Origin of the sequence: Streptomyces sp. NBC_00568 (assembly GCF_026341855.1) — a bacterium.
Taxonomy (GTDB): domain Bacteria; phylum Actinomycetota; class Actinomycetes; order Streptomycetales; family Streptomycetaceae; genus Streptomyces.
Map to the genome: position 1 here is coordinate 4,789,710 of NZ_JAPENW010000001.1, position 12,337 is coordinate 4,802,046.

11 protein-coding genes are annotated in these 12,337 nt (G+C 73.5%); 6 read left to right on the forward strand and 5 right to left on the reverse strand.

The features are described 5' to 3' along the window. Positions 1-452: 452 nt before the first annotated feature. Positions 453-902, reverse strand: a complete 450-nt coding sequence (locus OOK38_RS20735) for a MarR family winged helix-turn-helix transcriptional regulator (protein ID WP_266758349.1) — start codon at positions 900-902, stop codon at positions 453-455. 109 nt (positions 903-1,011) lie between these two features. On the opposite strand from OOK38_RS20735, the gene OOK38_RS20740 reads away from it, so the two are divergent. Further along, the gene (locus OOK38_RS20740) at positions 1,012-2,034 is read left to right on the forward strand and encodes an NADP-dependent oxidoreductase (RefSeq protein ID WP_266758347.1); all 1,023 of its coding nucleotides are present in this window, start codon (positions 1,012-1,014) and stop codon (positions 2,032-2,034) included. A 92-nt stretch (positions 2,035-2,126) separates the two neighbouring features. After that, the gene (locus tag OOK38_RS20745) at positions 2,127-2,546 is read left to right on the forward strand and encodes an organic hydroperoxide resistance protein (RefSeq protein WP_266758345.1); all 420 of its coding nucleotides are present in this window, start codon (positions 2,127-2,129) and stop codon (positions 2,544-2,546) included. Positions 2,547-2,609: 63 nt separating this feature from the next. On the opposite strand, the gene OOK38_RS20750 is transcribed toward OOK38_RS20745, so the two are convergent. Beyond that, positions 2,610-5,192: a M14 family zinc carboxypeptidase gene (locus OOK38_RS20750; RefSeq protein WP_266758343.1), complete on the reverse strand. Its 2,583-nt coding sequence runs from the start codon at positions 5,190-5,192 to the stop codon at positions 2,610-2,612. Between the two features lie 289 nt (positions 5,193-5,481). Between OOK38_RS20750 and OOK38_RS20755 the strand changes: the two genes are divergently transcribed. Both OOK38_RS20755 and OOK38_RS20760 read left to right on the forward strand, forming a co-directional pair. Then, positions 5,482-6,345 carry a hypothetical protein gene (locus OOK38_RS20755; protein ID WP_266758341.1) on the forward strand — a complete coding sequence of 288 codons (864 nt, stop codon included), beginning with the start codon at positions 5,482-5,484 and terminating at the stop codon, positions 6,343-6,345. A 610-nt stretch (positions 6,346-6,955) separates the two neighbouring features. Continuing rightward, positions 6,956-7,786 carry an EI24 domain-containing protein gene (locus OOK38_RS20760; protein WP_266758339.1) on the forward strand — a complete coding sequence of 277 codons (831 nt, stop codon included), beginning with the start codon at positions 6,956-6,958 and terminating at the stop codon, positions 7,784-7,786. Positions 7,787-7,834: 48 nt separating this feature from the next. On the opposite strand, the gene OOK38_RS20765 is transcribed toward OOK38_RS20760, so the two are convergent. Further along, entirely contained in the window at positions 7,835-9,142 is a 1,308-nt protein-coding gene (locus tag OOK38_RS20765) for a pyroglutamyl peptidase (RefSeq protein WP_266758337.1), read from the reverse strand. A 183-nt stretch (positions 9,143-9,325) separates the two neighbouring features. Then, positions 9,326-10,354 carry a LysR family transcriptional regulator gene (locus tag OOK38_RS20770; protein WP_266758335.1) on the reverse strand — a complete coding sequence of 343 codons (1,029 nt, stop codon included), beginning with the start codon at positions 10,352-10,354 and terminating at the stop codon, positions 9,326-9,328. Between the two features lie 58 nt (positions 10,355-10,412). On the opposite strand from OOK38_RS20770, the gene OOK38_RS20775 reads away from it, so the two are divergent. Further along, positions 10,413-11,225 (forward strand): NAD(P)-dependent oxidoreductase, encoded by an 813-nt coding sequence (locus tag OOK38_RS20775; RefSeq protein ID WP_266758333.1) that lies wholly within the window; start codon positions 10,413-10,415, stop codon positions 11,223-11,225. 8 nt (positions 11,226-11,233) lie between these two features. After that, entirely contained in the window at positions 11,234-11,629 is a 396-nt protein-coding gene (locus OOK38_RS20780) for a RidA family protein (RefSeq protein WP_266758331.1), read from the forward strand. A 33-nt stretch (positions 11,630-11,662) separates the two neighbouring features. On the opposite strand, the gene OOK38_RS20785 is transcribed toward OOK38_RS20780, so the two are convergent. Then, the gene (locus OOK38_RS20785; RefSeq protein WP_266758329.1) at positions 11,663-12,238 is read right to left on the reverse strand and encodes a TetR/AcrR family transcriptional regulator; all 576 of its coding nucleotides are present in this window, start codon (positions 12,236-12,238) and stop codon (positions 11,663-11,665) included. Between the last annotated feature and the right edge of the window lie 99 nt (positions 12,239-12,337).

A 12,337-nucleotide genomic window follows, 5' to 3' on the forward strand; every position in this document is an offset into this window, starting at 1 on the left:
CATCGGCGGTTCGCGTCGGACATCCCGGACGCCGACAGCCACGACAGCCACGACAGCCCCTACGGGCCACCGCGAGCCGCTGCGAGCCACCACCCCGCGCCCGCGAGCCACCACCCCGCGCCCGCGAGCCGCTACGAGCCAGTGCGCCGCGTCCGCCAGCCGCTGCGAGACACTGCGCCGCGTCCGCCAGCCGCTGCGAGACACTGCGCCGCGCCCGTGAGCCACCATCCCGCGCCTGCCAGCCGCTACGAGCCACCGCCCCGCGCCCGCGAGCCACGGCGCCGCGATGCGTTCCGTTTCCCGCGCCGCGATCCGTTCCGTTTCCTGCGCGGTGGCGTGCTGCGGTCTCCGCGCGGTGACGTGCTGCGGTTCCCGCGCGGTGACGTGCTGCCTCCCGGCAGGTGGCCCGACTGCGGCCCCGCCGGTCCGCCGCCGCGCCGCCGCGCGGACCCTCAGCGCTCCGTGCCGTCCGTGCCCAGCATGCGGCGCAGCAGGTCGCGCAGTGTGAGGCGTTCCTCGTCCGAGAGTTCCGCGAGGGGTTCGCGGGCGAAGTTCAGTGAGTCGCGCAGGCCGCGGGCGACGCCGCGCCCCTCGGCCGTCGCCGCGGCCAGTTTCACCCGGCGGTCCGCCGGGTCGGGGCGACGCTCCACCAGGCCCCGCGCCTCCAGCCGGTCCACGATCCCGGTGACGTTCGACGGCTCGCACTTCAGCTGCTGCGCCAGACGCCGCATCGGCAGCGGCTCCAGCGAGAGCAGGCTCAGCAGCCGCGCCTGCGCGCCGGTGAGGGCGTGCTCGGCGGCGGCGTCCTCGTACTCCTCGTGGTAGCGGGCCACGACCGTACCGATCAGCTCGACGACCTCGATGGTCAAAGGGTCGATCCGGGGTCTCTTATGGGTGGCCATGCCGACGAGAGTACCGCGTTACTTGACATCATGAAATATTCAGGCGCATGGTTGTTTCAGGTACTGAAGTATTAGAGCCGCTCGCCGGTCACCGTGAAAGGCGCACCTCATGTCCGAGACCCCCCAGCTTCCCTCCGTCGGCCGCGCATGGCACCTCGTCAGCCGTCCGGTCGGCTGGCCCGAGCCCGCGGACTTCGCCCTCGTAGAGGCCGAGGTCCCGCAGCCGGGTCCGGGTGAGGTCCTGGTGCGGAACAGCTATGTGTCCGTCGACCCGTACATGCGCGGCCGCATGAGCGCCGCCAAGTCCTACGTCGCCCCCTTCGAGCTCGGCAAGACCATGCAGGGCGGCGCGGTCGGCGAGGTCATCGCCTCGAACGCCGAGGGTGTCTCCGTGGGCGACCACGTGCTGCACTTCTTCGGCTGGCGCGAGTACGCCGTCGTGGACGCCAAGCAGGCCGTCAAGGTGGACCCGGGGGCCGCGCCGCTGTCGACGTACCTCGGCGTCCTCGGCATGACCGGCCTCACCGCGTACGCCGGCCTCCTGCGCACCGCCTCCTTCAAGGAGGGCGACTCCGTCTTCGTGTCCGGCGCCGCCGGTGCCGTCGGCAGCCAGGTGGGCCAGATCGCCCGGCTCAAGGGCGCCTCGCGCGTCATCGGCTCCGCGGGGTCCGACGAGAAGGTCAAGCTGCTCGTCGAGGAGTACGGCTTCGACGCCGCCTTCAACTACAAGAACGGCCCGGTCGCCCAGCAGCTGCGCGAGGCCGCCCCCGACGGCGTCGACGTCTACTTCGACAACGTGGGCGGTGACCACCTGGAGGCGGCCATCGGCTCGCTGAACCAGGGCGGCCGCATCGCGATCTGCGGCATGATCTCCGTCTACAACAGCACCGAGCCCGTCCCCGGCCCGAAGAACCTGGCCCGCCTGATCCAGACCCGCGGCCGCATCCAGGGCTTCCTGGTCGGCGACCACTACGACCTCCAGAAGGAGTTCGTCCAGGAAGTCGGCGGCTGGATCCGTTCCGGTGAGCTGAAGTACTCCGAGACGGTCGTGGAGGGCATCGAGAACAACCTGGAGGCCTTCTTCGGCGTCCTGCGCGGCGACAACATCGGAAAGATGATCGTCAAGCTCTGACCTGTCGCTGGACTTCCGGCATACGGTAACTTCTTTCCGAAGTCGTCGCGATCGTGGGCGCGAGTCGCGGCGGACCAAGGAGGAACGCACCTATGTCCATCCAGCAGACCGACGTCCTGTACACGGCCGTCGCCACCGCCGAGAACGGCCGCGACGGCCGGGTCGCCACCGACGACGGGGGGCTCGACGTCGTCGTCAACCCGCCCAAGGAGCTGGGCGGAAGCGGCGCCGGAACCAACCCGGAGCAGCTCTTCGCCGCCGGGTACAGCGCCTGCTTCCAGGGTGCCCTCGGGGTCGTCGCACGCCAGGAGAACGCCGACGTCTCCGGCTCGACAGTGACCGCGAAGGTCGGCATAGGCAGGAACGACGACGGCTTCGGGCTCGTCGTCGAGATCTCCGCGGTGATCCCGAACGTCGACGCCACCACCGCCCGCGCACTCCTGGAGAAGGCCCACCAGGTCTGCCCGTACTCGAAGGCGACCCGCGGCGACATCACCGTGACGCTTGCCTGACGGCGCTCGTTGCACACGGCGGAGGCCGCACCCCGGGACGTGGGGTGCGGCCTCCGCCTTTCCTCAGAGCCCTCGGGACACCGTCAGCAGCGCCCTCGCCACCTGCGGGAACTCTCCCTTCGGGTGATCGCGGAAGAGCGGCTCGGTACCGAACAGCACGGCGCGCGGCCCCGAGACCACCGAGGCCCGGCCGCCGGCCGCCGTCGGCCCGCCCGATCCGTCGGCCAGCGGCCGCCAGTGCCCGGAGACCAGGGGATCGCCGGTCGCGTACGACTGCTCGACGCGGACCCCGGAGCCCGGGTCGGTGAACCAGACGGGCGCGTAGACGAAGCTGTGGTCGGGGGCGCCCGCCGTCACGGAACCGCCCGAATTCACCACGCGCACCACGCCGTTGGCGTCCTGGTCGCCCTCCACCGGGCGCACGTCGAGCAGTCCGGCGGCCGCGTTGAGTGCCGCACCCGTGGCGCCGCGTCCGACGAGGCCGTGCGTGCCCAGGAAGGTGTCGAGAGCGGATCGCGCGGCGGGCGTGAGGGCCGCGTGGTCCAGCCCCGACGACACGAACAGCACGTCCGCCGCCGACCAGTCGAAGCCCGCGTCGAGGATCGCCGTCGACACCGGCACCACGTCGAAGTTCATCTCGCGGAGCGCGAAGAGCTCGCCGGGCGTGACGGCGGCGGCGACGCGGACACGCCGCAGCGGGACGCCCCGCGCCGCCGCGCCGGAGGAGTCGTCACGCGCCGCCCCCGCCGCGTCGAAGGAGACGTCGTACGCGCGGGCGGCCTCGACCGCCTTCGCACGGGCCGACGCCGGCACGACCACCCCGCCGTCACCGTCCTGCCGTACCGGAACACCCTGCTTCAGAAGGGAGTTGAGAGCGGCGACCTCCTGCGGTGTGCCGAGCCGGAGCCGCAGGTCGCCGCGTGCGGCGACCCGTCCGGCGCGCGGCGCCGCGTCGACCGCGCGCAGCGGGAGGGCCGACAGGCCCCCGCTCTCCACCCGCTCGACCGTCGCGCCCCACAGACGGCCGAGGCTCCAGCCCGAGATGTCGTACATCGTCGACACCTTGTCGCTGATGTCCCGCCCGTCCGCGAGCATGACATTGGCCAGGCCTCGCTTGGGCTGACGCAGACTGACGACGAAGGAGCCCTTCGGGTACGAGCGTCCCGCGAGCCGGAAACCGCGCGCGGCGCGGGTGACGCGCACGTCATTGGCGATCAGGTGGTCCACCAGACGCGCGGCGGCGGCGCCCGAACGCTGGGCCGCGCCCGCCGGAATGACGTACGCGCTCGGGAAGTCGGTCGTGTAGACATCCTCGGGGCCGATGCCCGGGACGCCGGGGACCGTCTCGGCGGAGACCGGTACCTGCGCTGCACCGGTCGCGCCCCGCCGGAAGACCTCGATCTGGTCGGCGATGAGCGAAGTCCGGTGCGTCCGGGCGAAGTCGAGCGTGGCACGCAGCGCGGCGCCCGCGACATCGACGTTGATCGCCGAGCGGCGCCTCAGCTCGGTCACCGGCAGGGTGTCGTACGCCGTGCCGTTCACGTTCATCGGGATCTCGACGGTGTGCGCGGCGACCGTGCCGTGGAAGGCCGCGTACTGCGGGGTGAAGATCGGCGGCCAGTCGTCCCAGCCCTCCTGCTGGTCACGGAAGGGGATCTGGGCGGGCTCCACACCGTCGGCGGCGGGGGTGTATCCGAGGCCGTTGACGGCGGCCTCCATGCCGAGGGCGTTGGCGTAGGTGTTCTTCAGGAAGAGGTCGTACTCGTAGTTCTCGCCGTGCGGCGGGGTCGTCGGCTCGATGAGCGTGCCGTTGACGTAGCCGTGCAGATCGAGCATCACGGCCGGCTGCTTGTCGATCGCGATCTGCCGCATCGCGCGTGCCTCGGGCTGCGAGGCGGTGATGAGGTCCCGGTTCAGGTCGAAGCCGTTCGCGTTGGCGCGGGTGCCCGCGATCCGGCCGTCCGGGTTCGCGGTGATGTTGAAGTAGATCCGGCTGTGGGCGAGAAGGTCCTTCGTCCTCGCGTCCGTGTCCGTGGCGAGCTGCTCGATGACAGAGAGGGCGGCGTCCGTTCCCTCCCACTCGTTGCCGTGGATGTTGCTGTTGAAGAAGACCGGCGTCTTGTAACCGCTCTTGACCGCGGGGTCCCCGGCGGCGGCGCCCGGCGCGTTCTCGATGAGCTCGCGCATCCGCTCCTGGGCGCGGGTCCGGGCGGCGGACTCCGGGGCGGTGACCGTGACGAGGAACAGACGGTGGCCGCCCGCGGACCGCCCCGCGACCTCGACGCTCACCCGGTCGCCCAGCCGCTGCAGGGCGTTCAGCTTCGGCGCGATGGCGTGGTACGGGGTGAGGCCGAGCTTGATGGACTTGTCGGCGAGGTTCACCGGGTCGGGGGTGAGGACCTGTTGGCGGGGGTAACCGCGGGTGCTCGCCGAGAGGCCGGTGACGGGGGCGGTGAGCGCGGCGCGGGCGGCGCTCGCGGGCGCCCGGGCGGCACTGTCGGCCGCGGCGGCGCCCTCGCGGACCGGTGGCCTGCGGTCGGCGGTGGCGCTGGTGGGGGCGAGCACCAGCGAACCGGCCGCGACCGCCGCGACGGCGGCGAGCAGGGCGGCTCTCGGCTGGGGTCGGCGAGGCTTCGGTAAGCGCATGCGTCGTACCTCCGGGGCAGGGGTTTCCTGAGGGCGTGCCGGCGGCTTCCCGAGGTCGGTCCGAGGCCCGCACGGACCGGCTCGGGTCGGTACGGCGAGGTGTACCTGTTCGACTCTCGCGCAACAAGAGCGCCTTCCCGTCACAACAGTCCTCGCGTCCGCCCCGACGGCCGTCATGGATGCCCCGGACGGCGCATCACCGGGGGGCCGGAGCGGGCATGCTGAGTGCGGCACCCGGCCCGATCCGCCGGACAGGTCCCGGCGGCGACACGTGCGGCGAGGAGAGCCCATGTCCCCGATTCCGTCGCTCCCCAGCGGGGAGGACGTGCTGCGCATGATGCGCACCACGACCGAGATCACCGGCCAACTCCTCGACACGGCGGGGAACATCACCAGAATCGCCGTCAACACCCTCGACCCCCGGGACGGCTCCGGGACCGAGGCGCTGCGCGTCCTGCGCGAGACGACGGCCGAACTGGCCGAGGCGAGCGCCTCCCCGCAGGCGCAGGAGGCCTTCTACAAGATCGTCGACACGCTGACCCGGCTCGGCACCAGCGGGGCGCCGCTCGCCGTGCACCCCGTGAGCGAACCCGCCCAGGCGCTGCTCGCCGCGATCGGCGACAGCCTGCTGCCCGTCCTCGACGCGGTGGAACCCGCGGTTCAGGAGGCCGTCGTCGCGCTCGGCGAGCTCGTCGAGGCCACCTCGCCGCTGCTGCCCGCGGCGGCCGGCGTCGCCGCCGGGGCCCTGCTCGCGCTCACTCCGGTGCTCCGGGCGGCGGCGGGCGTCCTGCGTGACTCCTCGCCCGAACTCCAGCGCGTCGCCGACGCGTTGACGGCCGCGCTGGCTCCCCTGCTGCCCCTGCAGGTGGCCCTGGCCGAGCGGGCGGCCGCCGCGGGGGCCGGTGTCGTCCGGGCCGGGCTTCCCCCGCTCGCCGACCTCGCCGAGGCCGCTGCCGCCGCCGCGACGGCGGCGCGCCCGCTTCTCGTCGCGAGCGAGGAACTCCTCGTCGCCGGCCTCGAGCAGCTCCAGCCCGTGATGCTGAGCTCCGCCCGGCGCGCCGGCCGCGTCGCCCGGGCCGCCGCGGTCCGCGTCACCGCCGCGATGGCGCCCGCGGCGGATCAGGGGGTGGTGGTCGCCGTCACCGTCGCCTAGCACCGCCTCGACCGTGCGGCCCGTCCCCGTGGCCGGTGACGGGCCCACCCCCACTGCGCGGGCCGTCACCGCCCAGCGGGCGGTCACCGCGCCCGGTGCCGGTGCCGACCCGCTGTGTCGAGGCCGTCGCCGCAGCATCGAGGCGGTCGCCACCGCCCGGTGCCGGGGCGCCCCCCGCAGCGTCGAGGCCGTCCCACCACCCGGTTCCGGGGGCCCTCCCAACATCGTCGAGGCGGCGCCCACCGCCCGGCACGAGGCGGCGCCCACCGCCCGGTGTCGAGGCGCTCCCCGCAGCGTCGAGGCGGCGCCCACCGCTCGGTGCCGGGGCGCTCCCCGCAGCGTCGAGACGGCGCCCACCGCTCGGTGCCGGGGCGCTCCCCGCAGCGTCGAGGCGGCGCCCACCGCCCGGCACAAGGCGGTCACCACCGTCCGGTGTCGAGGCCGTCGCCGCAGCATCGAGGCGGTCGCCACCGCCCGGTGCCGGGGCCCTCGCCGCAGCGTCGAGGTGGTCGCCACCGCCCGACACGGGGACAGCCTCGCCACCGCCCGGTGGCGAGACCGTCCCCACCGCCCGGTGCCCTCTCCCGCGGCAGCCCGATAAAGTTTCCCCATGCGCGATCTTGGGGTGGGCTTCGGTTACTTGCTGCGCGGCCAGCGATGGGTGGCCCGGCACGGGAAGAGCTATGGGTTCGGGCTGTTGCCGGGGCTCATCACGCTCGTGCTCTACGCGGCGGCGCTGGTCGCCCTCGGCGTCTACGGAGAGGACTTCGTCACCTGGGCGACCCCGTTCGCGGACGACTGGACCAGCCCCTGGTCGGGCCTGTTCCGCGGCTTCCTCACCGCCGTGCTCTTCGCGCTCGCCCTTCTCCTCTCGGTGCTCACCTTCACCGCGGTCACCCTGCTCGTAGGACAGCCCTTCTACGAGAGCCTCTCGGAGCGGGTCGACCGCGACGTCTCCCCGGACGGCACGGCCCCCGAGTCGGGGCTGCCGCTCTGGCGAGAGCTGTGGATCTCCGGACGCGACAGCCTCCGCATCCTCGTGCGGGCCCTTGTCTGGGCGATCCTCCTCTTCGCGCTCGGCTTCGTCCCGTTCATCGGCCAGACCGTCGTCCCGGTGCTCGGCTTCGTGGTCACCGGGTTCTTCCTCACCGAGGAACTCGTCGCCGTCGCCATGCAACGCCGCCGCGTCGACCTCCGGGAGCGCCTCGCCCTGCTCCGCTCCCGCAAGACGCTGGTCTGGGGCTTCGGCACCCCGCTGGGCCTCGCCTTCCTCGTTCCGTTCGTCGCCGTCTTCCTGATGCCGGGAGCCGTCGCGGGCGCCACCCTGATGGCCCGCGACCTGCTCGGCGAGGAGATCGGCGAGGGTGCCGGCGACGACCCCGGGACAGCCGCCGACGGAGACCCCGAGACGCTTGCCGAGGGGGAGAGGGCCACCCCCTGACGGAGATCCTCGCCGTCGCCGTCAGCACCGTCCCGGCCGGACTCGGCGTCACCCCCGCGTGCGCCCCGTCCCCCTGACGGCCGGGGCGGCCGCGTCCGCGGCCACCGTCAGGATCGCCCGCACCTGATCGATGATGTCGAGGCGGTTGCGCACGAACTCGGGGTCCGTCACCGTCCCGGTCGCCGGGTCCGTGTTGCCCGTGCCGAACTGCAGGACGGGCGTGTGGACATGACCGCCGGGCAGGTTCGCACCGAGGCCGAGACGGTCGCGCAGCAGCGTCGCCCGGTAGGCGATCTCGTTCGACAGATAGTCCCCGCCGCCGCCCGCCCGGGCCCGCGAACCCGGAGTCGGTCCGTCGGGGCGCACGACGGGCTCGGTCCCTCCCGCCGGGATCTCGGTCACCGAGGTGTGGTCGTAGACCGGGAAGCGGCCCGTGTGCTCGGCGACGATCTGCTTGTACGGGAGGGTCGTCGACGTCCACTCGGGCTGCGAGGCCGGGTCGGTGACCGGGACGGTCCCCGTCCGGGAGACGTTCTCGTTGTCCGGAAAGCCGCCCCGCCAGGCCCCGTTGGTCCGCTCCACGTCGAACCGGCCGACGCGGCCCTGGCTGACCGTCGCGAACAGGTCCACGTGCGGGAGATACGGCCGCAGGGTCCGCTCCACCGTCCCCTCCCCGGAACCGGAGGTCCGGGAGGTGTCCCCGGCGAAGTCCCGCCAGCGGACCGGGAACACGACGGTCTCCACGCGCGCCGGACCGTCCGCCGTCCGGATCGTCGTGCCGTCGAGGGCGAGCGCGGTCGCCCCGGACGGGTTGGAGATCCGGATGTCGCGGTCGAGCGTGAACGGGTCGAACCCGGTGACCAGGATGCGCTTCACCCCGTTACGCGACGGGTAACGCACGGCGTCCTGGCCGCGCGAGCTCCGCTCCAGGCCGTCCAGCAGACGGGCGCGTCCGGCATCGGTCAGCGCGAACCCGGGCTCCCAGCCCCGCACTTCGCGGGCCAGGCCGAGCCGCGCCCAGTACAGCGGCCGGTCGTCGTCCCGGCTCAGGTCCCCGCCCGCCGGCCCCCGGCCCTGTGCCCGGTCGACCGCCCGCCGCCACAGCCGCGCACCCTGCCGCCGCACGATCCGCTCGGCCTGCGCGTACGACTCGGCCCGGCCGAGCGCCCGGACGAACTCCGGTGCCACCGTGTCGAATCCGGAGCGCCGCAGGATCTCCTGGGGTGCCGCTCCGTCCAGTCGTCGCTCCTCGGCCGTGGGGGTCCCGGCGGCCGTCGCCGACGGGGCGGGCGTCGCGGCGAGTCCCGCCAGCAGCGTCAGCCCGAGTATGCCGATCCGAACGCGTAACCGAGTCAAGGGAGTTCGTGCCTTCCGTCGCGTGGAGGTGCTGCCGGACGGCGGCAGTATCCCGTGACGGGCGGGGCGTTCACCACGGTGCGGGGCGGAAGTGGCCGAAGGGCGTGGGGTGTTGAGCGGGGCGGAAGGGCGATGCCTCCGGGGCCCGGCAGGCGGCTTCGTCCGCCGGCTTCCGCGCGGTGGTCAGACGGGTATCCTCGCCGCCGACTCCCGCAGCGCGGCCAGGAACGCCTCCGCCGCCGGCGTCAGGGACCGCCCGCGCACCGTCGCCGCGTACACCGCCCGGGCCGGCGCCTCCTCGTCGAGCACCGGCAGCAGCGCGATGTCCGGGCGTACGGACTCGGCGGCGAGCGCGGGGATCAGGGTCACTCCGAGCCCGGCGGCCACGTACCCCTGTTTCGCGGTCCACTCGGCGACGACGTGCGCCACCCGTGGCCGGAACCCGTGCCGCAGGGCCGCGTCGAGCAGAGTGCCCTCGGGCCGGGGACTGCCGGATATCCAGTCCGCGTCGGAGAGTTGGGGCAGGCGTACGGAGGGCTCGGCCGCGAGGGGGTGGGCGGCGGGGACGGCGACGTAGAGGGACTCGTCGAGCAGGTGGTGCAGGGTGTACGCGTCCAGCGGGGCGCGGCCCGTCGTCGAGACCACCGCCAGATCGAGACGGTCGGCGGTCAGCCGGTCCAGCAGGACGGGGGTGAACCCCTCCTGGCGGGTGAGCCGGACCGCGGGGTGCCGGGCGCGGAAGGCCGCGATGGCCCGTGGCACCAGCGCCGCGTCCGCCGTGGCGAAGGAGCCCACCCGCAACCGCCCGCCCGCCGCCTCCCGCAGCGCGGCCAGCTCGCGTCCCGCCCCGCGCAGCCGCTCCAGCACCGCCTCGGCGTGCGGCACGAGGACCCGGCCGGCCTCCGTCAGCCGCACACCCCGGGGCAGCCGGTCGAAGAGCGGCGCTCCGCCGAGCGCCGCCTCCAGCGCGGAGATCTGCCGTGACACCGCGGACTGCGTCCACCCCAGCGTCCGGGCGGCCACGGTGAACGAACCGTGCCGCGCGACCTCGACAAGGACACGCAGCCACACGGTGGAGAGATCGGGGGCTCCGTACGGAGCCGTGTCGTACGGAGCCGTGTCGTACGGAGCCGTGTCGTGCGGCGGCGCGGGGTGCGAGGCATCGTCGTGCACGGTTTCGTCGTGCACGGCTTCGTCATGCGGGTTCGGCATGGCACACATGCTAGACATTCGCTTGTCGCATCAATGCCCCGCGCCTAGCGTCCCGTTCATGGAAAAGATCGCTTTTCTCGGACTCGGCCACATGGGCGCCGCCATGGCCCGCCGACTCCTCGGCGCACAGCACCCGTTGACGGTGTGGAACCGCACCCCCGCGAAGGCGGAGCCGCTCGTCGCGGCGGGCGCCGTGCTCGCCGCCTCGCCGGCCGGAGCGGTGCGGGACGCGGACGTGGTGATCACGATGCTCGCCGATCCCGCGGCTCTCCAGGCGGTCGCCGAGGCTGTCGTGCCCCAACTGCGCCCCGGCACCCACTGGGTGGAGATGTCGACGGTCGGCCCGGACATGATCGAGGAACTGGCCGCCCGGCTGGGGGAGGGGGTGACCCTGGTCGACGCACCGGTCATGGGCAGCACCGACAGGGCCGGATCCGGCCGGCTCGGCGTTCTCGCGGGCGGCGACGCCGCCGGTGTCGAGCACGTGCTCGCCCGCTTCGGGACCGTGACCCGCACCGGCCCGCTCGGCTCGGGCGCCGCGCTGAAACTCGTCCTCAACGCCGCCGCCCTCGGCGGCGTGGCCCTGGTCACCGAGGCCCTGGTCCTCGCGGACGCCCTCGGCCTGGACGAGGACACCGCACGCACCGCGCTGGCGAACGGTCCCCTCGGCGGCGCCGTCGGCCGCGCCTTCGCCGAGGGCGCGCACTTCGGCACCTCGCTCGCCGTGAAGGACATCGCGCTCGCCACGAAGTCGGCCCGGCTTCCCGCCATGGAAGCGGTGCTCGAGCACTACCGGCACGCGGCCGAGGACCCCGCCGTGGCCGGTGCGGACATCACGCGAGCCGTCACCCGCATCCGCCACCCGGCCTGAGGAGCGCCATGCGCATCACACTCGACAACCCGGCCTCCGCGCCGCAGCCCGCCAACGCCTACTACTCCCAGGTCGCCCGCGTCGAACTCCCCGGCGGCGGCGCCCTCCTGTACCTCTCCGGTCAGGTCGCGGACGGCGCGGACCTCGCCACCCAGAGCCGCGGCGTCTTCGAGACCATCGCCGCGCTGCTCCACGCGCACGGGGCGACCCTCGCCGACGTCATCAACATCCGGACGTATCTGACCGACATCGACAGGCTGGACGAATACGGCGCCGTACGCCGGGAGTTCCTGACCGGGACCGCACCGACCAGCATGACCTTCGAGGCCTCGCGCCTGTTCAAGCCGGACGCCCTCGTGGAGGTGGAGGTCGTCGCGGCGGTCAGTGCCCGGCCGGAGTCCTGAAGGGATCGGCGCCCGGCCGGAACCCGAGGACGCTCAGCGCTCGCCGAGCAGCGTGAGGAAGTCCCGGAACGCGGCCGGCATGTCCACCGACTCCGGGTCCAGCAGCCATTGGTACTGGAGCCCGTCCATCACGGCGACGAGCAGGGGGGCGGCCCGCTCCGGGGTGAGGCCGCTCGGCAGCCGCTCCCCGTACTCGGCGCGCAGCACCGAGGCCATGTTCGCGCGCACCGCCGTGTAGCGCTTCGTGAAGAACTCGCGCGCCGGGTGCCCCTCGGTGACGCTCTCGCCGAGCAGTGCCGAGAACGTCTGGATGATCCCGGGCCGCATGGCGTTGTACTCGACCAGCGAGACGAGCAGATCGGCCCGCCAGGTGGTGTCCGGCACGGCGTCCCACTGGTCCCGCTCCTTGAGCACGGCGACGAGCAGGGCCTCCTTGGTCGGGAAGTGGTGGAGCAGGCCCTGCTGGGTGAGACCCACGCGCTCGGCGACCGCGGCGAGGCTCGCGCCCCGGTAGCCGCGTTCGGCGATCACCTCCAGCGCCGCGCGCACGATCTCCGCGCGCCGCTCCTCGCTCCTGGTCCTGGTCGCCATGGCGTCACCGTACGGCATCCGACCACCTCATTGTAACGGCGAAGTCACGAAACCTACCGCTCTACAGGTAGCCGATGCAGGATGTGGGGGACCGACGGCTTTCAACGAGGAGGTGCC